Below are 25,457 nucleotides of genomic sequence, written 5' to 3'. Positions count from 1 at the left end.
TGTTTTAACAATTAATTGTTATTGCTGACTTATTCATTTTGAAGAGCTGGTGGTTATAGGATAGGCAACCTCAATCTCAAATCCATTCTTAGCACCTTGTCTAAGCCCCGCATTACCGTTAGCATCAATCGTCACATCTGTTGACAAGCTGATTTTTGCCCGATTATTTTGAGACATATGCTGAATCTCATAAAAGAATACGCCTTGTTCATCCGCTTTTATCCAAGTTTCTCCGCCGTCATTGTTTTCTAGGTTTTCTACATAAACGTAGATGATTGTATTAGGATCAGTTGTGCCATTTAGTTGAAAGTTTCCGTCTGAGTCAGTAAAAACCTTTGTTCCAGAGGTGTAATCTTTCACGTTCATTGGGACACTCTTTTGCTGGATATTGCTTAGAACAGCTCCTGTCTCTTGGGTATCAGACCCACTGGTAGTATGTTTAGATTCCATATCGTCACAGCCTGTTAAAAAGGCAATGACCGCAAAAGGAAGCAATAGTATTTTTTTCATCGATAAGCTCCATTCTAGTTGATAAAATTTAAGCTGCTTATTCTTTATAGCCTGCGTAAAACTGTTTATAATAAACAAAAGTTCTTGTATTAATCAATTATAGCATGTTCTTACTTTGCTTTATGCAACAAGGTAGCGGCGTATTCAGCTGATTAGTGATTTCCTGCCGAAACATGCAGCAATAGCTGTGGCTATATCTATAAAATTTGTTTGACTTTGATTTTAGTGAACAGTAAATTGTAAGCAATAGAAAAATTTGAGGAGCAGCAATGATGGAAAGACAACTAACAAAACGAAATCTGTGGTCTTTTTCTTTAGGAACTGTCGGTAGAGATATGGCTGCGGCAGGCTTATTTACTAATTATTTATTGACCTATGTATTATTTACGAAGTCTCTGACGCCAATTCAATTTTCAGCCATCACAATCATCATGTTTTCCGCTCGTTTTTTTGATGCTGTCATTGATCCGATTTTGGGTAATCTTATTGATACGAGTACAAAGAAAAGTAAGTTCAAGCCGTTTATCCTTTGGGGTGCTCTGGGAACAGGGGTGATTGTCTCGTTTTCTTTTGCCAACACTCTGCAGGGCTGGCCGTATGTTGTCTTTTTCGGAATAATGTACGTTCTCTTTAGTATTTGTTTTTCGGTCAATGACATTGCTTATTGGGGAATGCTGCCGTCCTTAACAACTAGTCAGGATGGGCGTAACCGCTTAACATCGATGACCACCTTAATGGCGGGTATTGGTGCGTTTCTCTGCAGCTTTCTTGTACCGGTATTTACAGTTGGAGAACACGTTGTCGGTGGCAGCGCGGTAACTGGCTACGCCGTTATTGGTATTTTATTTTCAGTTATTATGCTGATTACACAAGGGATTACTTTGTTTGGTGTAAAGGAGGAAGTGGTTCCGATTCGCCCATCTCAAAAAACAAAATTTAGTATTAAAGAGATTGCCCGCATCATTCTTAAGAATGATCAGGCACTTTGGAGCGGAGTCATTCTTTTTATTTATATGATGGTTTCTACGTTTAGTACGACACTAGTGTCTACGTATCTGTATTTCAGTTTTGGTTACAATGGTCTTTTTCTTACCCTATTTAATATAGTGGGTCAATTTTCAGGTGCAGTAGTATTTATTATTTTTCCAATGCTGTCTCGTAAACTTGGACGGAAGCAGCTGATTAGAATGGCTGCCGCTCTTTCTGTTTCAGGGTACATTTTGTTGTTTCTATCAGGGATTCTTCTGTCTCCAGATTTGGGGATGATTAAGCTTGGAATCATGGCTGGAGCGAATATATTGCCGTCGATTGGCAATGGTGTATTCTACTTAGTTATTATGATTAATATTGCTAACTCAGTTGAATACAATGAATGGAAATATGGAACGCGGAATGAAGGCATCATTTTCTCAGTTCGTCCCTTTGTTACACAGCTGGGTATGGGCTTAGGACAGCTTCTTACTATGGCTGTATACTTAACAATTGGCATCCTAACTTCAACCAATCAAATTTCTGTGCTGGAGAATAAGGCTGCCCGTTCACAAATCTCATCTGTAGAGAAGACTGCTGGAATCCAAAGAATTATTGAGGCGGCTCCCGATATGAAAAGCACTCTTTTACTAGTGTTTTTAACTGTGATTCCAATGCTTGGGATCACTATTTGCTACTATCTGTTTAATAAAAAAGGACTGCTTTCAGAGGCAGAATTTGATCAGTTGAATCAAGAGCTGATTAAAAGGAGGGAGCCCCTTGGTTAAGTGGATAATTATTTTGGTATTATTGTTTACCGCTGGTGTCTGTCTGGCTGCATTCAAAATGTATCGAATGGCTTTTAATCGTTCTGGGAATAGAGAAGAAGCGTTTGAGACAGATCATAATCTAATTGCTGCGCCAGCAGCAGAGCTTCTAAATCCAGTAAAGGAAAAGAAAGTAGAATGGCAAGAGACTTCAATTGAAAAAAGTGTCCAGCTTCAAAGTGTTGATGGGTTGCGTTTACAGGGCTATGTCTATCCTCAGAAGGAATCGAAACGCTGGGTACTCCTAGTGCATGGCTTTGGTGGTAACCATAAGGAAATGTTTGATAAAGCGCCTTATTTTGCAGAGCTGGGTTACAATCTATTACTGCCGGATAACCGCGCGCATGGTGAAAGTGAAGGGCAGCTTATCGGCTTTGGCTGGCAGGATCGGCTGGATATTCTAGTATGGATAAACTATTTAATCGAGCAGGAAAGTGAATGTGAGATTATTCTTTATGGCATTTCAATGGGGGCAGCAGCTGTGATGATGACATTAGGAGAAGAGCTGCCTCGACAGGTAAAGGCAGCAATTGAGGATTGCGGCTATTCGTCGGTTGGGGAGGAGCTTAGCTATCAGTTGAAGCAGATTTTTCACCTTCCGAGTGAACCGCTGCTGAGTATAGTTTCGTTAATCAACAAGCTAAGGCAAGGCTGGTGGTTAAAAGAAGGCAGCTCGGTGAGACAGCTAAGTAAAAATACACGGCCCACCTTATTTATTCATGGCACAGCAGATACCTTCGTCCCCTTTGAAATGTTGGAAAAAAATGTTCAGGCACAAAAAGGTCTGAAAGATACGCTGGTGATTGACAAGGCGCAGCATGGAATGGCAGGGATTGTTGGAGGAGAGACGTATTGGCAGACAATCAGAGAATTTTTGATAGAGTATACTTCTCTTAGTTAATATTGAATGAGGAAATAAAGAAATTTTGTTTGCTGATGAAGAATAAAGCTGCTGTTGTCTCATCTATAAGCGGAATCATTTGAGTTGTTCTTCAATAGAGTCGTAAGCAGTAAAATTTACTTTTTTTTAAATACTACTTATGATAAATGGCATTACTAGTATGTATGGGAGGAAATGATTATGGTTAGAAAAATATACAACTGTGAAAACGGCTGTTCCGTTGAATCTACACTACAGCTCATTTCGGGTCGCTGGAAAAGCGTGCTGCTTTATCATTTGATTTTAGAAGGCGATTATCGCTATAGTGAGCTGCAACGGATGGTTCCGGGAATTACCCGAAGAATGCTGTCGCTTCAGCTAAAGGATTTGGAAAGTGATGGTCTGATTGAGCGGAATGTACTTCAGGAGAAACCGTTGATGGTTTCCTATCACATAACAACATTTGGCTTGACGCTTAAACCAGTAATCGAAATGCTTTATAACTGGGGAGAAAGCTTTAATCAGATGAACACCGGCAAGTTGGAGGAAGAATGCTTAATTCGTTATCAGGAAAGCACAGGCTAAGAAAAATGCCTGTGCTTTTGTTTATGCTGTGAGTGGTCTGTTTGGAAATAGAGGAGTAACTGTTCAAAATAATTTAGTAATAATCTCTGCTATTTATCGAAATGAAAATAATGCCGTTTAAAATTAAAAGAAAAATGACAGATGGTTATGGAATCAATTTTAAGTGTAGAATGTTGGATTCTCGAAATGAGGATTTTATCAAACGTTTGATGATTGTGTAACAAAAAAATACTTAGCGTACTTTCTCAGAGAATCTATAAAAATACCCTATTAGAAGACGGCAACAGGAATAAATTTCTTTGAAAAGTTAAATAAGAGCTACAAGAAAAATACGTGTTGAAGAAAAGCGGATATCTGTTCTGGAGCATAGGCCGGCTTTTAATAAATAATGTAAATGAGGATTAATGCGTGATATGATAGAGTTAAGGTCCTATCTATAGAGAGTTGGGTGTTTGAACAGCTTAGAGATAAATCAAGAAAAGGTTGATTGTATGGAAGTGATTTTGTTCTAAAAGAAAAAGACTAGCAGAATGTGTTGCTATTTTTAATTGAAATAGATATTATTTTTTGAGTTTAAATAGCACTGTTCAATTGTTTTCAAAAGTAATCATTTGATACAAGGCAAAAATTTTCTCTAAATAGATAGATTGACTGGAAATAAGAAAGGAGTATCTAATGGAAATAGAATTCTTCATCAAAGTGATGATGTGGGATTAAAGGATGAGTTGAGTATGATGAAAAGCGAATGAAGGAATAACTTTTATCCAATAGTGTAAAGCTTTAAATGAAGAGTTGTGTAAGGAAATATTATTCCTGCTAATGAATAAACTTTAAAAAATAAGTAGTGGATCAATCAAAGATAGTCGTTCCAGTTATTGCCAAGTTGCCTGGAGGATTTTTAAAGTAAACACTAAAAGGTTTCTTAAGGATAGAAGTGAATAGTTTTACTAGAAAAGAATGAGGAGTATAGGATGAAAAAGATACAAATTGGAATGCTAACATTATTAGGTTTGATGGTGCTGTCAGCTTGTGGCTCCTCGGATGCGGATAAGAAGTCAAGCAATACTGAACCAAGCCTCACAGAGGAAACAAAGCAGTCTTCTAGTGAAGAAGTGAAGACTGAAGCCCTTCAAGAAAATGCGCCGAAAATAACTCAAGATGAACTCAAAAATTTATGGATTAATGCTATAGCAGGAAACACCTATGATGACAATTATATTGGAAATATTACGTACAACATTACGCCTGAAATGAACGAAGATACTTTTAGTATGGTTAAGGAATTTACTAAAGCTGTTTACAATAGTGATTATGATAATGCGGTTTTAGAAGAACAGACAGCCATAGATGAGCTAAAGCAGCATCTGCAGGGTGATGGAGCTGATATTTATTTTGAAACACTAGAATCATTACGAAACACTCAAAAAGAGTGGGTGAAAGAACTCAGGTCGGTAGAAACAAAGGAACAAGCCCTTGCGTTAAAAGAAAAGATTGATAATAATACCCAACAGTATTCTTCTGACTCAATGCAGTTGGGGATGGCTATGAGGCTTATTGTTCAAGAGAATGATTTTGGGTTATCTACAGAGGAACAAACGGTCTTTCTGACAGATATTATAAGGATGGCTACGGAGAAATATGGCGATCCAACTGATGCAGAAAGTATGGAGTAAAGCATTGTAAAAAGAGGTGCTTCCTTTCGATAAGTTTGAGCGCACTTTCTACTATGGGCTAGTAACTGGGAGAGAGCCTGAGCGAGGATTACAATAATTCCATAGGTATAACACAATGCAGGGATTGTGCCATAAGTTTGCCTCAGTCCCTTAAAACCGAATAACGTGAAAATCGGCGTTTTTGATTGGAGGGAAGAAACATGATTGCGAATATTGATGAACTATATGAAGCTTTAAAGGAAGTTATGGATGATAAAAAATGGTGGAATACGGACAATTTATGGGAAATTATGATTGGCGCAATTCTTGTCCAAAATACTAACTGGCGCAATGTTGATTATTCACTCCAGAACATCCAGTCAGAAGTGGGCTTTTTACCTGAAAAGATTTTGCTGCTGGAGGATCAGGAGTTGGAGAAACTTATTCGCCCAAGTGGTTTTTATAAAAATAAATCGCAGACCATTAAACGGCTGCTAAAATGGTTGAAAGCATATGATTTTGATTTAGAAGCTGTTGCGGCTATTGATTCTTCGAAGCTGCGGAAGCTGCTGTTGGAAATAAAAGGAATTGGGTACGAAACAGCAGATGTTTTATTGGTTTATGTCTTTAAAAAATCAGCATTTATTGCGGATAAATATGCGCAGCGTCTTTTTCAGTGTCTTGGGATTGAAGAGCACTTAAATTATCAGAAGCTGCAGAATATGATTCCGTGGTCGGAAACATATACAAGTGAGGCAGCTCAGAACTTTCATGGCTGGATAGTAGATTACGGACAGCAATATTTAAAAAATAAAGAGCTTTGGAAAACCGGTCCGCTCAGCACGTTTACACTGAAAATTATTTGAGTAATTTTTTTAATTGGAGGTATAAAAAAATTCCCTAATTTACATTGAAAATAATGTTGCGTATGATATAGAGGTTCAAGTGATGAACAGAAAAATCGGCGAAGCTGCTATTTCTGGCAGCCGTAATATCTATACCAACAGAAGAGGAGAATTTATATGAATGCCAACAAGGAAGAATTGCGTAATCAAATTTTGTCTGTACATAAGCGCCGCTTTGCAACAAAAGCTTTTGATTCCAAAAAAAAGATTTCAGCGGAGGATTGGGCGGTTATTTTAGAAGCGGGACGTCTATCGCCAAGTTCATTTGGTTATGAGCCATGGAAATTCCTATTGATTGAAAATGAAGCAGTCAAAGATGGGTTAAATGAGATTGCCTGGGGAGCTCAAAACAGCTTAAAGGGAGCCAGCCATTTTCTAATTGTGTTAGCCAGAAAGAATCTAACCGGCAATAGTACACATGTGAAGCATATGGTAGAAGATGTGTTTGGCGTACCGTATTCTGAAACTGCCCCTCAAACAGTCTTTTTCAATCAGTTTCAAAAAAATGACTTTCAGCTGACAGATGAGCGGTCGTTGTTTGACTGGGCATCAAAGCAGACCTATATTGCTATGGCCAATATGATGACAACCGCTGCATTTCTTGATATTGACAGCTGCCCAATCGAAGGATTCAATAAAGAAGCTGTGGAACAGTATCTATCCAGTCAGAATATAGTTAATCTTGATACATTTGGCGTATCCTATATGGCTGGATTTGGCTATCGTGCACAAGATATTCCAGTAAAGAAAAGACAAGCCTTGTCTGATATTTATGAGGTTGTCGAATAAGTGATGTTCTCTTAAAATAACTTAAACTCCTGCATTCCAATAAATTGGGGCAGGAGTTATTTTAATTTTTCAACTTATTTTTACATTGAAGGTTTGCAACATAGCAATTTCTGCTTGTAATCTTGTTTAATTTGTTGTATATTCCACTTGTGGAATATAAAGCGTGAGGGTGATATACTATGTCGTTAAAACATGGACTATTGGGTTTATTAAATGCTGGAGCGATGACAGGCTATGAGTTGGATCGTTCATTTAAACGGTCGCTTTCTTTTGTGTGGAAGGCTCAGACGAGTCAGATTTACCGAGAGCTTACAGCAATGGAAGCAAAGGGCTGGCTGGAGAGTCAACGGGTGGTTCAAGAAGAAAAGCCAAATAAACGGCTATATTCAATAACTGATGCTGGAAGAGAAGAATTGAATCGCTGGCTCTCAGTTCCCAAACCAGATATTGAAAAGGCTTTCGATGTGCGAAATGGATTTTTGATGCGTGTACTTTTAGCGGGAGAAACAACAGATGAAGAAGCTCTGGCTATGTTAGTGGCATTTCGTGAAAAATGTCTGCAGGATCTTTCGTCATATGGAGCGATTTATCAATCCATCCAATCCAGCAATAAGACGGAAGAAACGGCCAAGAGGGAAAAATACTGGATGCTGTCGGCGAAGTTTGGCGAAGGTCAATACCATGCTGCGTTGGAATGGGTAGAGGAAGCGATTGACTTATTGAGGAGTGAAGAAAATGAAATATCCAGAAATTGATGATATTAAAAGTGCCTTGTTTATCCAGCCTCATCCTGATGATAATGAGATTGGTGCAGGGGGACTGATTGCCTATTTAAGAAAAAAAGAGATACCAGTTTATTCACTAACTGTTACAAAAGGAGATGGCGGAGGTGGTGATACTGCCCCAGAGATTATCAGCGGCATTAGAGCCAAAGAAGCACAGGAAGCGGCAAAAATACTGAATCAAACCTATTTAGGTAGTTTAGGCTATTCTAATGAACAGCCGGGAACGATAGATGAGATTGTACAGGATTTAGTCGAAGTTATCAGAAAATACCGTCCAGATGCTGTTTTTTCAGTTGACGGCAAGCTGAAGGATGAAATACATCCAGCTCATTTACGAGTAGGTGCTGCTGTAGATACAGCCTTTTTCAGAGCAGGGCAAAAGACCTATCCTTTTGGTCAGAAAAAAATGTATGACACTGCTTTTTCACCGCGAATATTAGGAAAATATTTTACAGAGGACGATAACACAATTTTGGATATTACAAACTATTATGCACTGAAGCTTAAGGCTATCAGCGCCCATCGTTCTCAAGTTAATGAGGAATTTCTGGCGATGCTGGAAGGCTATTATGAATTATTGGCAATGGGGACAGGTTATGAGAAAGCTGAACGCTTCAAGCTGCTTTTCAAAGAGCAGACACATGCCTTTGCTATTCCTAAAGCACTAAAAAAATATCTAGTTTAAAAGCTGTAAAAATAAACCTTTTGAAAGGAGAAATAGAAAAATGAAAGATGCGGTATATTGGGTTGAGAAGTTTAAACAAAAAGAAATCAGTTTATCGGAGTACTATAAAGAGTTGGATCAACAGGTTCAAAAACTGAACCCAGCAGTTAACGGATTGGTTGAATGGGATTTTGAAGCAATTAGTAAAGAGGTCAAAGACTTCTCTATAGATGAACAATTGCCTTTTTCCGGCATGCCTTTCCCCTTAAAAATGCTAGGACAAGAGAAAGCCGGCTGGAAAGCGACTTTCGGCTCACATTTATTTTCGGATGCTCGTTCAAAGCGTACATCAAATTATGTGAAAAAGTTAGAACAGCTTGGCTTTATTGCTGCCGGGCAAACCAATTCTCCAGAATTCGGCTTTAAAAACATTACAGATCCAGTACTCTATGGTCCAGCCAGAAATCCGTGGAATCTGGACTATTCTCCTGGAGGGTCCAGCGGTGGAGCAGCGGCAGTCGTTGCCAGCGGGCTTTTTCCAATTGCCGGAGCAAGCGATGGAGGCGGCTCGATTCGAATTCCAGCAGCCTTTACTGGTTTGATTGGTCTTAAGCCCACCAGAGGTGCGATGCCGACAGGGCCAAACGGTTGGCGGGGCTGGCAAGGAGCAGCCATTGACTTTGCACTGACTGTTTCTATGCGGGATACAGAAAAGCTTTTCTACGGTATGAGAGGAATTGAAAAAGCAGCGCCCTATCAGCCGCCACTTGCAGAATGGCAGTCTCATACAATCGATAGACCGCTGAAAATTGCTTATATAGCTGAATCTCCTGTGGGAACAGAAGTATCTAAGGATGCGCAGCAGGCGTTAAAACAAATGGTTAATGAGTTAAATCAGTTGGGGCACGATTTGACTGAAGTAGTCTATCCTGTTGATGGCGTCAGTCTAATCGAAAGCTACTACCTGATGAACGGGGCGGAAACCTCTGCAATGTTTGACGGCATGCAGCAGAAGCTTCAAAGAAAGCTCACAGCAGATGATGTGGAGCTGATAACCTGGGGACTTTATCAATATGGGGAACAGATACCTGTAAAAAAATACATTCATGCTCTTAATCTATGGGATCATGCAGCAGTTAAGATGGAGGAGTTATTTACTCAGTATGATTTGCTGCTGACGCCAACTACTGCCTATTCTGCGCCTGAAATTGATCAGGAGCTTCAAAGTGATGCTCAGCGTGAAGCATTGCGCCACGCAGAAGAACTAACTGAGGCTGAGTTGAAAGAATTGATCTGTGAGATGTTTGAAAAGAGTCTTGCGCTGTCACCGTATACTCAAATAGCAAATATGACCGGTCAGCCGGCAATTAGCCTGCCTACTTACGTAACTGAAAAGGGGCTGCCCCTCGGCATTCAATTTATTGCATCAAAGGGCCGGGAAGACCTGCTTCTTCATATGGGAAAACAACTGGAAAAAGAGCAGCTGTTTAAGCTGCCGAAGGTCTGGAAAAATACTTGAAATAAAAATGGAGGCCGAGACATAAATAAATTTCCAGATTTTTAGTATACCTAAATCCGAATAAACGGTGAGACAAAAACAACTTTTCCTATTTCCGAAGGTCTTGCTCCTGCGGTTACTCGTCGCAGTTAAGTGCTGTGTGAGTGCTCCTGCGGTTACTCGTCGCAGTTTAATGCTAGTGAGTGCTCCAGCGATTACTCGTCGCAGTTCAAAGCTGGTATGTCCTACTCACGCTTTTTCTATTTTAGCGGGGTAGTTTTGAAATCTTCCGGTATAGTGTATGCGATAGGGCTTTCACTGTTTAAGAGGGGCTCAGTCAACTGAATGGAAAAAGTCTCAGGAGTATGATACGGGTTAAAATAATACAGCTTATTTTTAGTATCGAATGCAGCACGATATTGCGTATAATCCATAGCTCCGTCATCTTTAATATTCACGCCTTTAGGAATGGTGACATTATCTAAAACGTGGAAAATAGCAGAGAGTGCACCATCTGTTGTTTCGGTATGGGAAATATTGTTTTTCAAATAAGCTGCGCGAACAAAGCGTTCAGGAGAAGTATAGCCGCCAGGCAGGCCATAAGTTCCAGAGCCTTGACCAAAAGGAGCTGCTGAAAAATTGCCAAATGTTTTTGGCAGATAATTTTCAGGCTGTAAAAACAGATAATTGTTTAAATTCTGCAGCTGCCACTCAAAACGGGGACTATTAGTCATGAGCCCCACTGGATTGTTTTTAATCGTCAATGCTTGATCATGAGTTTCGATAATAATTGATTCACCGGAAGCATCTGTTACGATAAAGTGTAGGGGTAAAATAACGTTTAGCAGTTGGTTTTTGGCATTGATAATCGCAACCTCAGCGATTCTTGTTCTAAGTTCAGTGATACTGCTGATATTGCCGAGGGCCCACATGATGAACTCATGGGGAGCCAAAGAGAGCTTACCAGGTCCAGCCGTTTCCACATAGGAAGCCTCGCCGGGAAAATATAATTCGGCAATTGCCAGCCCCTGCTCATTAACACCATCAGCAAATAGATAAGAATTCAGCTTTCTCCCTGTACCGACAAAGCCTAATGGAAATGTCAGATGTCCACCCAAATCTGTTGTGAAGAGATAGTTTCTCGGGATAACAACTGGGCGGCCGTCCAGTTCAAAGCCAAAATCCATTGTTCGGGCCAGGTATGTTGTCAGCTGGTTGGATAAAGTAATACTCGTACACATAGAAAAACCTCCTTTATGCTGAAAATTATACGTACTCTTATAAAAAATCTCAAAGAAAACAGTTAGCAAATAAGCGGAAACTGTACTGGAAAGGAAGTCGTGAGCCTGAAGCCGGTTCAGCTAAATAAAATAACGAAGAATAGTGGAGAGATTATTTGCTGATTTTTCACAGAAGCTGTATCCTATAGATGTTCAACATCTGTTGTCAAAAAGGCAGGGATTGTTTGGAGCTGCTCGCTGAGCAGGTGGTGTAATGTGTCTAGCGGCAGATGTTGAAAGCTAAAGTAAAGGGGACAGGGTTATATGGATAAAGAAGCGGAATTTCAGGTTCCTCAGGAAATTATTGAGCAGCTGGAGTTTAATAAAAAAACAGAAATTGATTTAGATGTGGATAACGGCAAAGTGATAATTCGAAAAAAGGAGAAGACTGCTGCCGGACAAACGATATCCTTACGAGGATTTATACTGCCAACATTATTGGCTACTCTTGTTTTTTTCCTGTTTTTCTATTTTAAAGAATACAAATATGTTCCCTTGGTAGGCCGTCTTTCTATCGGGGAGCTGGTAAGTACAGTAGGAGTGCTTACTGGAATCGCCACTCTGTTTTTTTCATTTATAGGAATAAAAAAAGGCCGAATTGTTTCACAGGCTAAAAATTTATATTGGCGAAATTTTCCTGCAATTGTGATTTCTTTTTCGATTATTCTATTTTTAGGCTCACTCTTTCTGTTTAAACTTCTAGGCTATATGTTTCCTGGGATTGCTTTTGATTTATTTACCTCTACACTGTTCTTCTTTTTAATTATGGCTATGGTGAATTACCTGATGATATATATAGTGATGGAGTTGTCGCCGATGCTTTTGACTAATATTTTAACCGTAGTGATTGTCGGCGGCGTTTTAGGCGCTATGCTGACAAATCGGGAAAAGCAGTGGTGGCAGCATAATTTTAGTTTTCTTGGAACGATGGAGGCGACTAGCAGATGGCAGTTTAATCTGACGCTGATTCTGTCTGCTGTTCTGATGATTGCATTAATCGACTATCTTTTTGTTAATCTAAAGCAAAGATACGGTGGTTTGCGGTTGTCGATTTTACGCTGGCTATTGATTCTTACAGCTCTTAATTTAGGTGGAGTAGGGGCTTTTCCATACAAAGAGCATTCGATTTCAGCAGTCATTCATAATCAGGTGGCTGCTAATCTGGTGTACCTGATTATTATCTTAATTATAGGGATGTACTGGCTGCTGCCCAAGGTTACCAAAGAATTTCAAATAACTTCTTATGTTATTATGGGATTTCTGGTTGCTACAGTTGTTCTTTTTCAGGTTGTTCATTATTTTTCATTAACAGCTTTTGAATTTGTGGCTTTTCTGATTGCATTTGTCTGGCTGTTGATGCTCTTCCAGTATCTGCAAAAGCTGGTGCTTGACAGTACACAAAGAGCTTATATTCCTGTGTATTTGAAAAATGACGAGAGGGAGCAGTGATGAGCAGCTTTGCTTATGTAAAAGAAAAGATAAATGGATAAATTATTTTATAAAGTGAGAAACACATGAAGAATTCGTGATGAATAACGGCTGAAAATTTTTGCTTGTGTTGATTATTAAAAGGCTGCAGCATATCGGTATATCGATGCTACAGCCTTTTATTTAATTTGCGAAGTGTCATTTTTAAGTGTTTGCTGGACGTTCATTACTGAATACCTTTTCCTTCTCTATAGTTTATGCATATGCTAATACCATTAAATTTATGTCCGGTGTGATACAGGTTTGAAGAGTGATTCGCTCACCGCCGCCGGTTCCAACTGTTAAGTCCCAATGGTTTGCGCCAGAAGCTAAGTCGTTTCCATAATCATCTACGGTCAGAATTGACTGGACAACATAGTCTGTCGAAGTCCCGGCACTATCTGTTACTGTGATAACACTGCCTGTGCTTAAGCTTAAAACAGAAGCAAATATTCCTGGATTGTGTCCAATAAAGTGAGTATTTTGACCATCTGCTCCTGATTGAACGGCTGCTCCGCCCCAAGTTGAAGCAGTGCCATAAGGGTTGCCGTCGATAATTGCCTGACCGCTGCCTGTTCCGCCATTTTGATAAGGAATTGAAACGCCAAGAAAATTCAGTGTATTGGCACTGTAAACTGGCGCTGGCGGTTGAGTAGGTTCTGCCGGCGGGGTAGATATGGTTGGGATTTCTTCTTCTGCAATGGGAGCTTGACTGATTTCTGCTGGCGGTGTTTCAGGGATAGGTTCGTCGAGTGGGATGGCGGGCTCTTCTGAGGGAGGAGATTCGGCTATGATAATCTCATCAGCCACAATGATGGTTCGGTCCTTAGCGATGTGATTGCTGCTGCTGTCAGTTACGCTATAGGTTAGTGTATACGAGCCTGCACTTGAAGTGTTTACTTTACCTTTTACGACCACCTTTTCCTTAAGGTCGCCATCAACATTGTCTGTTACTGAAAGCTCTGACAAAGGATCAAATGGAGTGCCATGTGGAATCGTAAGATTTTTAAAAGTTAAGTCGGGGGGGGTTCTATCAATAAAGGTGATGACAGCCATATGCTTCTCGTAATTGCCGTTTTTTGCCATTTGTTTATAAAAGACATAGCGTTTTTGTGGTTTATCCGCCTTCAACAGCTGGTCACGTTCATCTTCAAGCTTAATCGTTTCTGGAGCTAATCTGAGCAGTTCATAGAAGCTGACTTCTTTTCCTACCTCAGCCCGTTCGTATCGAAGTGTTAGGGGAGCATCTGTTGTTTTTCCAGTTTGTGTTTCGGAAGCTGCGGTTGATTTGATAGAGGGAGACAAAATTAATGATGCCAGCCAGAAAAGATAACCTGCTGAAAATAGCAGACTGGCTATCAATCCCAGCTTTGCAAAACCCAGCTTTTTCATAGTGGTTCTTCCTTTCTTTTGATGAACGTAGTTATCTGACTATTCTAATAAATACATAGATTTCCCTCCTTTATAAAAAATAGTTAAAACCCAATCTTTAGAGAGGATGATAAACTTTCCCTAGTAGAAGTTTATCATTTTCATAGTTCATAATATATTTCTGAAACATTCAAAAAAGTTTATTATTTTAAAAAAAACTAAAAAATATAACAAAAATATATTTTTGTTATATTTTTATTTATTTATTTTTCCGTAAGTATAACAAACTATTTGCCATTTTTTTGATATAAATGTTAAACCAAAAAAAGAGATATCTTTAAAAAGTTTTTGAAAAAGTCTTTTTTCAAAAAAACATCCAAAACTGCAAGAGTTTCGGATGTTTTCAAAAGATAAAGTTTTTTTCCTTATAAAGATATATAAACCGTTTTATAAAGCTCTTATTTTTACTCAGATAGTAGCTCGACTGCTTAAATCGTGTGAGAAAAATGATTTCTAACGAATTTAGCTATGCTTGTACTCTTGGGCTTTTCTTAACAGCCTGATGATTATTAGGTTGGAGCAAATTGACTGTTGTATAAATCTGCATAAAAGCTTTTCTGCGCCAGCAGCAGCTGATGATTGCCTTGTTCAATAATAGCACCATCCTTCATTACGAGGATTAAATCTGCATTTTTGATGGTAGATAAACGATGAGCAATGACAAAGCTGGTACGGTTTTCGGTTAGATGATCCATTGCTTGCTGTATCAATTTTTCTGTTCGTGTGTCAACACTGGACGTTGCCTCATCCAGAATAAGGATATCAGGATTAGCCAGAATGGCTCGTGCAATAGTCAAAAGCTGCTGCTGCCCTTGGGAAATCTCGCTTCCTTCCGAAGAGATAATTGTTTTGTAGCCATCAGGCAGCGTTCGGATGAAATGATCACATTGAGCAGCCTTAGCTGCTGTAATAATTTCCGGCATAGTCGCCTCTTGCTTGCCGTAAGCAATGTTTTCAGCGATTGATCCTTGGAATAGCCAAGTGTCCTGAAGAACCATCCCAAATTTTCTACGAATATCAGCGGCTGCGAATTGAGAGGTATCCATTTCGTCCACAGTGATTTGTCCGCCGCTTAATGGATAAAAACGCATTAATAGATTAATCATCGTTGTTTTTCCAGCTCCAGTCGGTCCCACAATAGCTACAGTCTGTTTTGGTTTTACAGTAAAATTGACATCCGTCATTAGCTGATTTTCCGATGTATAGCCGAAGGCAACCTTATGGAAAGCTACTTCTCCTTTTAGTGTTGCAGGAACAGGCAGCGGCTGAGTCGTTTCTACTTCTTCTACAGCGTCGAGTATTTCAAAAATCCGTTCCATAGCAGCTAGGGCACTTTGTAAAGTATTGATGATATACGAAGCTTGAGTAATCGGTTCAGAGACTTGATTAATATATTGCAGGTAGGCTTGAATCAAGCCAATGGAAAGCTGACCGCTGATGACTAAAAAGCCGCCAACAACTGCACTAATAACAAAGCCAATCTGATTAATGAAACGGATGAGCGGATTGATTGCAAAACTAACAAACTGGGCTCGCTTAAACGCTTCAAACTGCTGATTATTCAGCGCAGTCATTTCCTGCTCTACTTCTTCTTGACGGTTATACGCTTTGATAACTAAATTACCAGAGTAATATTCCTCCGCTTTAGCTCCGACATCTCCAAGAGCCTGCTGATTGGCTGCAAAATAGACTTGATTGTGCATGGCTAGTTTTTTTGTTATATAGCTGCTGAGCACGAGAATAATCAAAATGCCAATAGTCAGTAATGGACTGAGTATCAACATAGTGACAACACCAAATAAAATGCTGATGACAGCTGTGATTAACTGCATCAAACCGACCTGCAGCACCTCAGAGACTTTGTCCAGATCTAGAATGGTTCGGCTGAGAATATCACCGGTCTTATGCTGATCATAGAAACCGATCGGCAGCCTATTTAGTTTGGCAGTAACTTGTTTACGTAGTGTAAGAGTCAAGGTTTCGCTCACACTAGCCATTGTATACTCCTGAAGCAGAGAGAAGAGACTAATCATTCCCCAGCTGACAAATAACAGGATAATGGGCAGCTTGATATTAGTAAACATATTTTCTAGTGTAAAGCGGCTGGACTTGATTAAAAGAATCAAATTATCTAAGCCCCAGCCGACAATCAGAGGGGTGACTGCCATTAAGGCTGAAAAGCAGAAGGCTGAAAAAATGATTAAGATAAATTTTTTCTTTTGGATAATTAACAGCTGGAGTAAACGCCGACTGGTTTGTTTTAGTTCTTTTGGTGAATCGATAGTTTCTTTAGCTTGTTTTTGCGTCATGTCCATTCCCTCCTATTCCTTGTGATACAGCGAATTCCTGATAAGTTTTACAGCTGCTGAGAAGCTCGTCATGACTTCCGCGTCCGACAATCCGACCTTCATCCAGAACGATAATCTGATCAGCGTCTTTTATTGTAGCAATTCGCTGGGCCACAATAACTACAGCTGCATCTTTTAGAAAAGTTTTTAACGCAGACCGCAGTTTGGCATCTGTTTGATAGTCCAATGCGGAAAAGCTATCGTCAAAAAAATATAAATCTGCTGGTTTAATTAAGGCTCTGGCAATACTTAAACGTTGTTTCTGTCCCCCAGAGAAATTGCTCCCTTTTTGAGCAACAAATGACTGGTATTGATTAGGTAATCCTTCAATAAAGGCTTTCGCCTGTGCAACTTCAGCAGTCTGTTTGATTTGCTCTGGCGTAGCCTGTGGGTTTCCAAATAAAAAGTTATCCATGATTGTACCACTGAAAAGCAGTGCCTTTTGCGGAACATAACTGATTCTCTCTCTCAGCTCCTGTTGTGTTACGCTGCGGATATCTGTATCCAAAAATTCAACGGTGCCTTTCGTAACATCCTTAAATCGTAACAGCGCTTTGGCAATAGTGCTTTTTCCTGATCCAGTTCCGCCAACAATAGCTGTAACCTGCTCCCGATGAATATCAAAGCTAATATCCTTTAAGACAGGTTCTTCTGCCCCCGTATAGGCAAAATCTGCTTGCCTAAAACTTGCTACCAGTGTGGTTTTTGCTGGTTTAAATGTTTCTGAACCATCTTCGATTTCATTTTCTTTATACAGAATCTCTTCAATCCTATGCAGGGAAGTCAGGGCTTTTGGAATCATCACAATAACCATTGCGGCCATCGTCAGAAACCATAAACTTAAGGTTGTGTATTCTATAATCGCGGTAATGCTTCCGACCGGAATCTGTCCCTCACCACTTAAAAAACCGCCGAAAAATAGAATAGCTGTCATTGATAAGCCCATGGTCAGGTTAACCATTGGATTAAGAACGGCAAAAAGGCGATTGACCTTAATCATGACCTGAGAATAGGTAGTGAAAGCTTGATCTGTCCGCTTTTTCTCGTGCTCTGGTGTATCAAATGCTCTAATTACTTTCACACCAGTATACATTTCACGAAGAATACGCATCATTTTATCCACATTTCTCTGCATAATTGCGGCCAGCGGAATTGCTTTTTTTATGACAACGCCGGCAACAATCGAAAACAATAAAATAGCAAGGAGAGGAATCCAAATCATTCGAGGTGAAACAGCTCCAGTTAAGATAATAGAAGCTAGAACAATCAAAGGTGCCGGCAAAATCATTTGAAGTGTCATCATCAGTATCTGCTGAATATTATTGATGTCACTGGTGCTTCTTGCCAATAATGTCGGCGTACCAAATTCCTCAACATCTGTAATCGATAGCTCTTGAGTTTTTCTGAAAAGCTTTTCTCGTAAAAAATGACCAAATTTACCGGCCAGATGAGCAGAATAATAACTGGTTAGGATGGAAAGAATCCCTGTCAGCAATGCAGTTAAAAGCATCCATCCGCCATATTGAAGGATGGCTTGTTTATTTTGTACCAGTATTCCGTCATCGATAATACTTGCTACAAAATGGGGAACCAGAAGTGTTCCAAAAGACTGCAGCGTCATTAAAATAACCACTCCGAAAATCATGCTGGAATAGTTCTTAGAAAACAGCTTGAATTGTTTCATTATTTTTCCTCCTAAAATCGACATACCATGTTAGAATAAACTGTAACGTAACGTTACAGTCAACCCTTTGGAGATGATTTTTTGAAAAAATATTTATCAGTTAGCGAAATGGCTGAATATGCTGGAGTAAGCCGACGAACATTGATTTACTATGATCAGATAGATTTATTTAAACCGAAAAAAACAGGTGATAATGGCTACCGTTATTATAGCTTTGATCAGTACGCAGAACTGGATGTTATTCTCATTTTGAAGGCACTCAATATGTCATTAGAAGACATAGCTGCTTTTCTGAAGCAGAGAAATCCTGAATATACGTTAAAAGAACTAGGCGTTCAACGGGAAAAGGTGAGAGAACGAATCACGAATCTTAAGCAGATTGAAGGAGTACTGGATGAGTATATTCACCGCTATGAAAAAATTCGATCAGTGGATTTTGAGGTGCTGACTTATGATTATCGGGAGAAGGAATATTATGTTGTCTCTGATATGATTGACCACACAGATGAACCATCGGCGTTTCAGGTCTATTCTCATTTTTATTCCCTGATTCAGTCCAGAGATATTTTTAGCGGATACCCCATAGGTTTTTTGACTGAAGGAAGTGACTTTGAGCAACGGGATATTCACTCCTCTCCTTATCGGGCTTTAATCAGAATTCCCGAAGAAAGGCGGAAAGTATATCCAAATAATCTGGTTATTGAAAAGCCGGCTGGCTACTATGTTTCGGGTTTTGTCAGAGATGATATTCATCATCTGGTAAATTTTTCTGAACGCTTCAAAAAATACTTAAATGAACAGAATCTAGTTATCAATGGAGATATTTGGGAATTGATGTGGCAGGATGAGGTAGCAACAGCTAGCAAGGAGCAGCAGATTTTTGAGGTTATGCTGCCGGTTAAAAGCATGAATTGAGCAATAGGATAGTGCTAACTGGAGATAAAGGGCTGTTTTTATTATGACAAAAATATACTGACAAAAGAAGGATTCTTTCTTACAAATTTTATTAAAATATGTTTAAAAAAGTAAATAGTTTTTGAATAGATTGAGTAGGTAGTAAATCAGTTTCGGGAGCTTTCTAAGAGTTCTCCATGTAGTAGGAGGACCAAGAGTTTGAGATATAACTAAATGTCCAAACTTGGACTTCTCTAACATCCGAATAAACAGTGGGACAGAAGCAACATACTGCAATTCGTTCCGATAGCATCAACTTCTAAGCGCTAAAAGCACTAAGAGTTGAAGTTTTCGGAAATCAGCCGAATTTTTCAAAGTTTAGCACTTCTGTCCCATCCTCATTCCTCCTGTTGTATTTTTCATAAAACCTGCTATTATTTCGATTGATTTTAGCTTATTATAGTAGAAAAGGAGCAACTAAAAAGGGAGTAATGGCGTATGAAGAATATTCAACTAATAAGTAGAAAGAAATATAATTATCCATTGGTGTATGAGTGGATGGAACCAGGAGTTTATCGCTTTTTAGGAGAAGATGATTTAGTAGACAAGGGTAGTTTTGTATTGTCAATGTCGTTTGAGCTGGAAGAAGAATTAGGAGAAGCAGAAGACCATCAATACCCCTTAGAGGATATTCTGGATAAATATGGTGCATTTGTTTCCGAAGTAATTGAGGACAACAATAATACTTCAGTGATGAAGCTAGAGCTGTCAACAGGGGACGACCTGGCAAATATTCAAAAGCTAAAAGCTTTGGCCGGACGTCATGTTTATAATAAAGAGCGCACAGAGAATGGACAAGTCTTTATTGATTTAATGATTGACTGAAGTTGTGAAAATTATCTTATGGTAATAAATTATTGAGGTATAAAAAACGATTTTGCGGATAGAACATAAGGGATAGCGTATAATACCGCTCAAGAGGTATTTGTATGGTTTTAAAGTGACTGTCAAAGTTTTCATTGTTTTAGCAGCAGTTTTAATCAATAATAGAAGAATAGAACGAGGAGTTTTTAGGAGGAAATAAAATGAAAAAAGTGATAATGGGGTTAAGCTTGTGTTTGCTAATGGGGCTGACAGCCTGCTCAAATGGAGGTAAAAAAAATACTACAGATGAAACAACCACATCCAGTAGTATAAGTAAGGAACAGAGTGAGAAATACGAAGCAGCAATAGATGATGGAAAACAAGCAATTGTTGATAAAGAAATCAGCAAAGCAGTAGCTTCTTTTCAATTGGCATTAGAATATAAGACTGATGATAGAGAGGCCAATCAGCTCATATCACAGGCCGAGCTGTATCAAGAGGCGCTTTCCTTAACAGAAGACAAAGAGTACGCTCAGGCACTCAAAAAGCTGACAAAACTAAAAGAAACACGAGGTGGTTCAACCGCTTTGAAGCAATATGGAACTAATCTAACTGATAAAATCAGTAAAGAAGTAAAAGCTGAACGGGAAGAAACGAAGAAACGGAAAGCTACCGAGGAAAGTAAGCAGGCAGAAAAAGAAAAGAACTCTACTGAAGAAAGCAAAGAAGCAGAGAAAAAAGAAGAAACAGATCCTTCGAAAGAAGCAGCTCCTGCAGCTAATTCATTATGGAATGCACAAAAGAGCAGTGCTCTAGGCGCATTCATGATAAGCTGGGGTCAAACAATGGGACAGGCGTATATAGAATATTCCCCATCTTCTGAACTGGACTACTATGGAGTTAAATTCCCTAGTACGTTTGCGGCTGGGAATATTGCTGTAAACGGCGCTCCAGCCAGTGTACAGTGGTCTACTGACGGTTCTGCAAGCAATGTTTACAATGTTGTGGCTATTTACTCAGATGTTCATACTACAAGTGCTATGGAAAGACATTTATACCTGTTTGCCATCTATAATGGTCAGCCGGTTGCTCTGGTGACTATGCAAAATCAAGGGAATAACGAAAACCTAATTTATTTCACACCAACACAAAATGCCGACCTAAGTAATGGATTTGCGCAAATTATCGGCGGCTAGTTAAATAAGCTGTTATGAAAAAACTCATTTTTTAAATGAGTTTTTTCTTTATGTTTAGGTGATTAAATGACTGGGATTGAAAATAAATTCCAATCATTCTGATAGTGAACCTGTCTGTTTTTTAGGTAAGGGATGAGATTAAATTAATAACGGCTGCTTCTAAAATATAAATAAAAGCAGGCAGTAAAAAAAATAAATTTTTTGTTGACAAAAATAAAAGAGAGGTGTATTATAAAAATATAAATAAACCGACAGACGGTCTATGGAGAACAGCAAATTATTCTTTTGCATCACCTCAGCATATGTTGAGGTGAAAAATATCTCAAAAAACGACAGGCAGTCGGTCTTATGAATAGGAGGAAAAATGATGAATCATACACAAACAATTAACACAGTCGCTGAAAGAAGCCAAGTTGATCTGCAAACCAGTGAAGCTGTAATTAAAAGCTACGAACGGTATTGCGGAAGCAATATTACACGAACATCAAGTAAAAATATGAAGGCGATTATCAGCTTTATTGCAGAGGATTCTTCGGTTGATATGTGGCAGGCAGAATCTGTAATGACGGAACTATTTGCGCTGCTGAAAGAACAAGCCAAGAAAAAAATTTCATTTTTAAAATAAAAACAATGAGTTACAGTAACGAACAAAAAAAACAAAAGATAAGGGGAAAAAGAAAATGATGAGAACAAAAGTAATGGTAGGAATACTTGGAGCAATCACATGTTTAGGGTTAGTGTCTCAAGCAGCAGAAAAAGAACTAAACAAAGAAGAGATTAAAAGTTATATAGTAAATAACTTCAAAGAACACGATGAGCGTGATGCATTGATTGACTTTGATAATGATGAAAAGGAAGAACATACATTTTTAGAATGGTTAGGCTTTTAAAGAGCAGCCAAGCAGACACCCTTGAACGACTCTTCAAGGGTGTCTGTTGGTTCCTAACTAGGATAGACACGTTTTTTTAATCCAAGTAGCGTGACATTAGCTCCATATGGTGCATGACAGCAGCCTTGCGCATGACTCCCATTCCGGGAAATTTATTTTCCGCAGCGGCCTTCAGTAATAGCTGCAAGCCCGCAGTTACCTGAGAACCGCATAAGATCGTCAGCCAGCGGGTCACTTCCTCCATTAGCTCGAAGAATTTTTCTTTTTGAGAAGGAGCCTCTTCGCTGGAAAGAAAATGGTGGATACGCAGGATATTCTGCTCAAAATAGACAAGATGGAGGCTTAAAATTTTTGAGGGATAGCTATGCTCGTAGTAAATTCGGCTGTCGATAGAGAAATCGCTGAACCCCAAAAATCCTTTTTTATGAAATGTAAGATGAGTTGTTGAAAATAGCTCATCTGGGCATTCCTGATAAAAAACCGTTTTTGGAAGTCGAGTAAAGCCATCCTGAGATAGGATCTTTTCTCCTTGAACTTTATTCAGAAGACGGAATTCTTCAGGAACAACAACTTTATATCGCCCCTCTTGCCAGTCGCTACTCATAACAGGCTGGGCTTCATGAACAATTAACAGAGGAGGGACTACTTCAATGGTTTCTATCGGCTGTTCAATAATTAATGCTTTTTCGCTCGAAGCAGCTTGAAGCTGCCGCAGCCCTTCCTCTGTGAGGAAATCACCGCTCAGCGGATTTTGAATAAGGTAGAATAGATAATTCTTTTGTTGAGCTAGAGCAATAAATTTTTTCAGTGCGTTGGAATTCTTCACTGGTTCGATAATCGGCAGAATTTTTCGGGATAATAAATCATTTTCCAAAAGAGCGGTCAAAGCCAGTAAATCAAACTGCTTTCCTCTAAAATAGGGATAGTACATCAGCTCTCCTCCAATAAACGCTTTTCCAACTCAAAGTAAGCCGCTCTAGTTGCTTCCAGCTCTTCCTTCAATGCCTCGACCGCCTGTTCATTGACATCTTCGATGAATCGGTCGTAAAAATTGATACCGCCGCCAAATAAATCATATTCAGGCTGCCTTTTTTTTAGCTCTTTATAAAGCTGGTCTGTGGAAAAAACACGTAATCCCCGAGCGGTTTGTTTTGCTTTTCCTACTTCTCTGGCTTGGGCACCAATCAGGCGAAAAATCAATGCTTGTTCATTAACCATCAGTTCTTGACGCTGAGGCTTTTTTTCAATTGTAAAGTAGCCGGGCAATGTCTGAGAATCTGGTGAAAGATATTGATGGTAGACCATTAGGCCGATATGAGCGGGAATCTCTTCTTTTACTTTTTCAGCCAGTGCTTCAGGAAGAACAAAATAGTTATAGTTTCCTACAAAGGAAAGCTTAGCATTGGAACGAAAGTCGGCTTTACTAACCTTTAGCTCATAACAACGCCATTCAAACTTGTTGTCAGCCAGCAAACGGCAGCTCAATGTATCGACAATACCCTGATCCTCCGGCATAGTAACCTCTTCGACAACAATATCGCCATTTTCCCGGCAATAATAATAAAGCACCTCTTCCATCTGCAGCGTTAGGGATGTTTTCATGAGCAGCTCCTTTAAAACTTTTTTATCTACTATAAAACATATGTTCGCAAAAAGAAAGAGCTTTTAATCTTTTTTAAACAAGAAGAAATAAAAAAAAGTTGCTGAAAAAGCCTTAAAAAAACAAAAGCAGAAAATTCTTTTTTTGTTTTTTTCTATAAGTTCATTTAAGGTAGTAGGGTAGCGCTAATTGATTTACTATTATTTTGTAAAAAATAAAAAACATATTATAAGAAACGGAACTGTTGGTTGCCTAATGTAGCTAATCTGAAATATTCTTGTAATATTTCTATGTTTGAAATGAAATATGAATGTGTTAGAATCAATTCGTCATAAGGAAAAATTAAGATTTTAATATAGAGGAAATTGTGGAATAAATCAGTCGGAGGAATTAAGAGTGAAGAAACGTATATTTGCATCATTATTAGTATGTTCATTAGCACTTACTGTAGCAGTTGCTCCAAGTACAGCGTCAGCAGAGAATATTGATCAGAAGATTGAACAAAAAGATAAAGAGATTTCAGATTTAAAGGCTCAACAGTCAGATCTAGCATCTCAAGTTTCTTCTTTGGAAGCTGATATTGCAGATATTATTAACAAAAGCTCAGAACTATTAGAAGAGCAGACAACACTGCAAAGCAAATCAGATCAGTTGAAAAAGGATATTGAAACATTAAACCAGCGTATTGAAAAACGTGAAGCAGCAATCAAAAATCAAGCACGTGATGTACAGGTGAATGGTCAAAGTACAACATTTATTGATGCCGTATTGAATGCAGAATCAATCTCTGATGCGATTGGCCGTGTTCACGCTTTTACAACAATTGTTAGTGCAAATAATGACTTAATCAACCAGCAAAAAGCAGATAAGCAAGCTGTAGTAGATAAAGAAGCTGAAAATGAACAGAAACTGCAAGAGCTTGAAGTAAGCAAAGCAGAGCTGGATACAAAAAGAGCAGACTTTGCTACAAAACAATCAAGTCTGAACGTTTTAAGAACCTCTTTAGAGTTGGAACAAGCAACAGCTGAAGGAACAAAAGCTGATTTACAACAACAAAAATCAGCGGCAGAAGCTGAACAAGCTCGTATTGCAGCAGCTCAAAAAGAAGCAGCTGAAAAAGCAAAAGCTGAAAAAACAGCCGCAGCAACTGCTGAAAGCTCTGCAGCAAGTAGCGCCGCAAGCTCAGAAACAGCACAAAGTAGTACAGATTCTTCAGAAACAGCGCCAAGTAGTGAAATACCAAATACAGGTGGTTCTACTAATACAGGTAATGAATCAAACAATGCAGGCGGAAATACTGGCAATACAGGCGGAGGCATTGTTGAGTCAGGAGATGCAACCTTCATGGCTCTTAATGCTAAACGTAAAGAGAATGGCTTGAATCCCGTTAGCTGGGATGCTGGTTTGGCAGGAACTGCTTCAGCTCGTGCATCATTAATTAGTGCAACTGGTGGAATTCCTTCTGATCATTGGTCTCGTGGAGATGAAGTGATTGCAATGGGATTTGCTCCTGGGGCTGAAGTTATTAATGCTTGGTACGATGAGAAAAATATGGTGAGTGCTTCTGGTTTTGGTCACCGTGATTGGGAAATGAACCCAGGCATGACAAGAGTTGGTTTTGGCTATAGCGGTGGAGTAATCGTTGGTCATTCCGGCTGATAATAATTTTACAATTTTAAACAGACCTTTCATGAAAATAAAAGGTCTGTTTTTTTGGCAATTATTTAATAAAGTAGGAT

The 25,457-nt window shown here is 39.1% G+C and carries 23 protein-coding genes; 16 read left to right on the top strand and 7 right to left on the bottom strand.

Going from position 1 to position 25,457, the window contains the following annotated elements; translation table 11 throughout:
• Positions 1-33 precede the first annotated feature (33 nt).
• Positions 34-510, bottom strand: a complete 477-nt coding sequence (locus AC1Z3K_RS06760) for a hypothetical protein (protein WP_426083823.1) — start codon at positions 508-510, stop codon at positions 34-36.
• Between the two features lie 272 nt (positions 511-782).
• Between AC1Z3K_RS06760 and AC1Z3K_RS06755 the strand changes: the two genes are divergently transcribed.
• The 9 genes from AC1Z3K_RS06755 (at position 783) to AC1Z3K_RS06715 (ending at position 10,085) form a co-directional block, all read left to right on the top strand.
• Positions 783-2,267 carry an MFS transporter gene (locus AC1Z3K_RS06755; RefSeq protein WP_426083825.1) on the top strand — a complete coding sequence of 495 codons (1,485 nt, stop codon included), beginning with the start codon at positions 783-785 and terminating at the stop codon, positions 2,265-2,267.
• Complete coding sequence (locus AC1Z3K_RS06750; protein WP_426083827.1) at positions 2,260-3,207, top strand: alpha/beta hydrolase; 948 nt, start codon at positions 2,260-2,262, stop codon at positions 3,205-3,207. The genes AC1Z3K_RS06755 and AC1Z3K_RS06750 overlap by 8 nt, the downstream gene beginning before the upstream one ends.
• 180 nt (positions 3,208-3,387) lie before the next feature.
• A complete protein-coding gene (locus AC1Z3K_RS06745) occupies positions 3,388-3,771 on the top strand; it encodes a winged helix-turn-helix transcriptional regulator (RefSeq protein WP_426083829.1) in 384 nt (127 codons plus the stop codon).
• Positions 3,772-4,742: 971 nt separating this feature from the next.
• Positions 4,743-5,444, top strand: coding sequence for a hypothetical protein (locus AC1Z3K_RS06740; RefSeq protein ID WP_461732258.1), 702 nt, complete (start codon positions 4,743-4,745; stop codon positions 5,442-5,444).
• 200 nt (positions 5,445-5,644) lie between these two features.
• Positions 5,645-6,289 carry an endonuclease III domain-containing protein gene (locus AC1Z3K_RS06735; protein ID WP_461732257.1) on the top strand — a complete coding sequence of 215 codons (645 nt, stop codon included), beginning with the start codon at positions 5,645-5,647 and terminating at the stop codon, positions 6,287-6,289.
• A gap of 156 nt (positions 6,290-6,445) precedes the next feature.
• Positions 6,446-7,117, top strand: coding sequence for an NAD(P)H-dependent oxidoreductase (locus AC1Z3K_RS06730; protein WP_461732256.1), 672 nt, complete (start codon positions 6,446-6,448; stop codon positions 7,115-7,117).
• Positions 7,118-7,296: 179 nt separating this feature from the next.
• Complete coding sequence (locus tag AC1Z3K_RS06725; RefSeq protein ID WP_461732255.1) at positions 7,297-7,872, top strand: PadR family transcriptional regulator; 576 nt, start codon at positions 7,297-7,299, stop codon at positions 7,870-7,872.
• Entirely contained in the window at positions 7,853-8,587 is a 735-nt protein-coding gene (locus AC1Z3K_RS06720; protein WP_461732254.1) for a PIG-L deacetylase family protein, read from the top strand. Before AC1Z3K_RS06725 ends, AC1Z3K_RS06720 begins: the two co-directional genes overlap by 20 nt.
• 40 nt (positions 8,588-8,627) lie before the next feature.
• Positions 8,628-10,085, top strand: coding sequence for an amidase (locus AC1Z3K_RS06715; protein WP_461732253.1), 1,458 nt, complete (start codon positions 8,628-8,630; stop codon positions 10,083-10,085).
• A 239-nt stretch (positions 10,086-10,324) separates the two neighbouring features.
• On the opposite strand, the gene AC1Z3K_RS06710 is transcribed toward AC1Z3K_RS06715, so the two are convergent.
• A complete protein-coding gene (locus tag AC1Z3K_RS06710; RefSeq protein ID WP_461732252.1) occupies positions 10,325-11,305 on the bottom strand; it encodes a choloylglycine hydrolase family protein in 981 nt (326 codons plus the stop codon).
• Positions 11,306-11,608: 303 nt separating this feature from the next.
• Between AC1Z3K_RS06710 and AC1Z3K_RS06705 the strand changes: the two genes are divergently transcribed.
• Positions 11,609-12,793, top strand: coding sequence for a DUF998 domain-containing protein (locus AC1Z3K_RS06705; protein ID WP_461732251.1), 1,185 nt, complete (start codon positions 11,609-11,611; stop codon positions 12,791-12,793).
• Positions 12,794-13,027: 234 nt separating this feature from the next.
• On the opposite strand, the gene AC1Z3K_RS06700 is transcribed toward AC1Z3K_RS06705, so the two are convergent.
• The 3 genes from AC1Z3K_RS06700 to AC1Z3K_RS06690 all read right to left on the bottom strand — a co-directional run bounded on the left by AC1Z3K_RS06700 (position 13,028) and on the right by AC1Z3K_RS06690 (position 18,274).
• A complete protein-coding gene (locus AC1Z3K_RS06700) occupies positions 13,028-14,203 on the bottom strand; it encodes an immunoglobulin-like domain-containing protein (RefSeq protein WP_461732250.1) in 1,176 nt (391 codons plus the stop codon).
• A gap of 548 nt (positions 14,204-14,751) precedes the next feature.
• Positions 14,752-16,557: an ABC transporter ATP-binding protein gene (locus tag AC1Z3K_RS06695; protein ID WP_461732249.1), complete on the bottom strand. Its 1,806-nt coding sequence runs from the start codon at positions 16,555-16,557 to the stop codon at positions 14,752-14,754.
• Positions 16,532-18,274 carry an ABC transporter ATP-binding protein gene (locus tag AC1Z3K_RS06690; protein WP_461732248.1) on the bottom strand — a complete coding sequence of 581 codons (1,743 nt, stop codon included), beginning with the start codon at positions 18,272-18,274 and terminating at the stop codon, positions 16,532-16,534. The genes AC1Z3K_RS06695 and AC1Z3K_RS06690 overlap by 26 nt, the downstream gene beginning before the upstream one ends.
• A gap of 81 nt (positions 18,275-18,355) precedes the next feature.
• Between AC1Z3K_RS06690 and AC1Z3K_RS06685 the strand changes: the two genes are divergently transcribed.
• The 5 genes from AC1Z3K_RS06685 (at position 18,356) to AC1Z3K_RS06665 (ending at position 22,118) form a co-directional block, all read left to right on the top strand.
• Positions 18,356-19,189: a MerR family transcriptional regulator gene (locus AC1Z3K_RS06685; RefSeq protein WP_461732247.1), complete on the top strand. Its 834-nt coding sequence runs from the start codon at positions 18,356-18,358 to the stop codon at positions 19,187-19,189.
• A gap of 477 nt (positions 19,190-19,666) precedes the next feature.
• A complete protein-coding gene (locus AC1Z3K_RS06680; RefSeq protein ID WP_426083855.1) occupies positions 19,667-20,053 on the top strand; it encodes a hypothetical protein in 387 nt (128 codons plus the stop codon).
• 200 nt (positions 20,054-20,253) lie between these two features.
• The gene (locus tag AC1Z3K_RS06675) at positions 20,254-21,228 is read left to right on the top strand and encodes a DUF4767 domain-containing protein (protein ID WP_461732246.1); all 975 of its coding nucleotides are present in this window, start codon (positions 20,254-20,256) and stop codon (positions 21,226-21,228) included.
• 367 nt (positions 21,229-21,595) lie between these two features.
• Complete coding sequence (locus AC1Z3K_RS06670; protein WP_461732245.1) at positions 21,596-21,853, top strand: hypothetical protein; 258 nt, start codon at positions 21,596-21,598, stop codon at positions 21,851-21,853.
• Between the two features lie 55 nt (positions 21,854-21,908).
• Positions 21,909-22,118 carry a hypothetical protein gene (locus tag AC1Z3K_RS06665; RefSeq protein ID WP_426083861.1) on the top strand — a complete coding sequence of 70 codons (210 nt, stop codon included), beginning with the start codon at positions 21,909-21,911 and terminating at the stop codon, positions 22,116-22,118.
• A 76-nt stretch (positions 22,119-22,194) separates the two neighbouring features.
• Here the strand turns inward: AC1Z3K_RS06665 and AC1Z3K_RS06660 are convergent, their stop codons facing one another.
• Complete coding sequence (locus AC1Z3K_RS06660; RefSeq protein WP_461732244.1) at positions 22,195-23,049, bottom strand: sce7725 family protein; 855 nt, start codon at positions 23,047-23,049, stop codon at positions 22,195-22,197.
• Positions 23,049-23,720: a hypothetical protein gene (locus tag AC1Z3K_RS06655; RefSeq protein WP_461732243.1), complete on the bottom strand. Its 672-nt coding sequence runs from the start codon at positions 23,718-23,720 to the stop codon at positions 23,049-23,051. The genes AC1Z3K_RS06660 and AC1Z3K_RS06655 overlap by 1 nt, the downstream gene beginning before the upstream one ends.
• A gap of 394 nt (positions 23,721-24,114) precedes the next feature.
• Between AC1Z3K_RS06655 and AC1Z3K_RS06650 the strand changes: the two genes are divergently transcribed.
• Complete coding sequence (locus tag AC1Z3K_RS06650; RefSeq protein ID WP_461732242.1) at positions 24,115-25,377, top strand: coiled-coil domain-containing protein; 1,263 nt, start codon at positions 24,115-24,117, stop codon at positions 25,375-25,377.
• Positions 25,378-25,457: the final 80 nt, after the last annotated feature.

The organism is Enterococcus sp. LJL128, from assembly GCF_056924295.1.
This window is presented reverse-complemented; position numbering and strand designations above follow the sequence as displayed.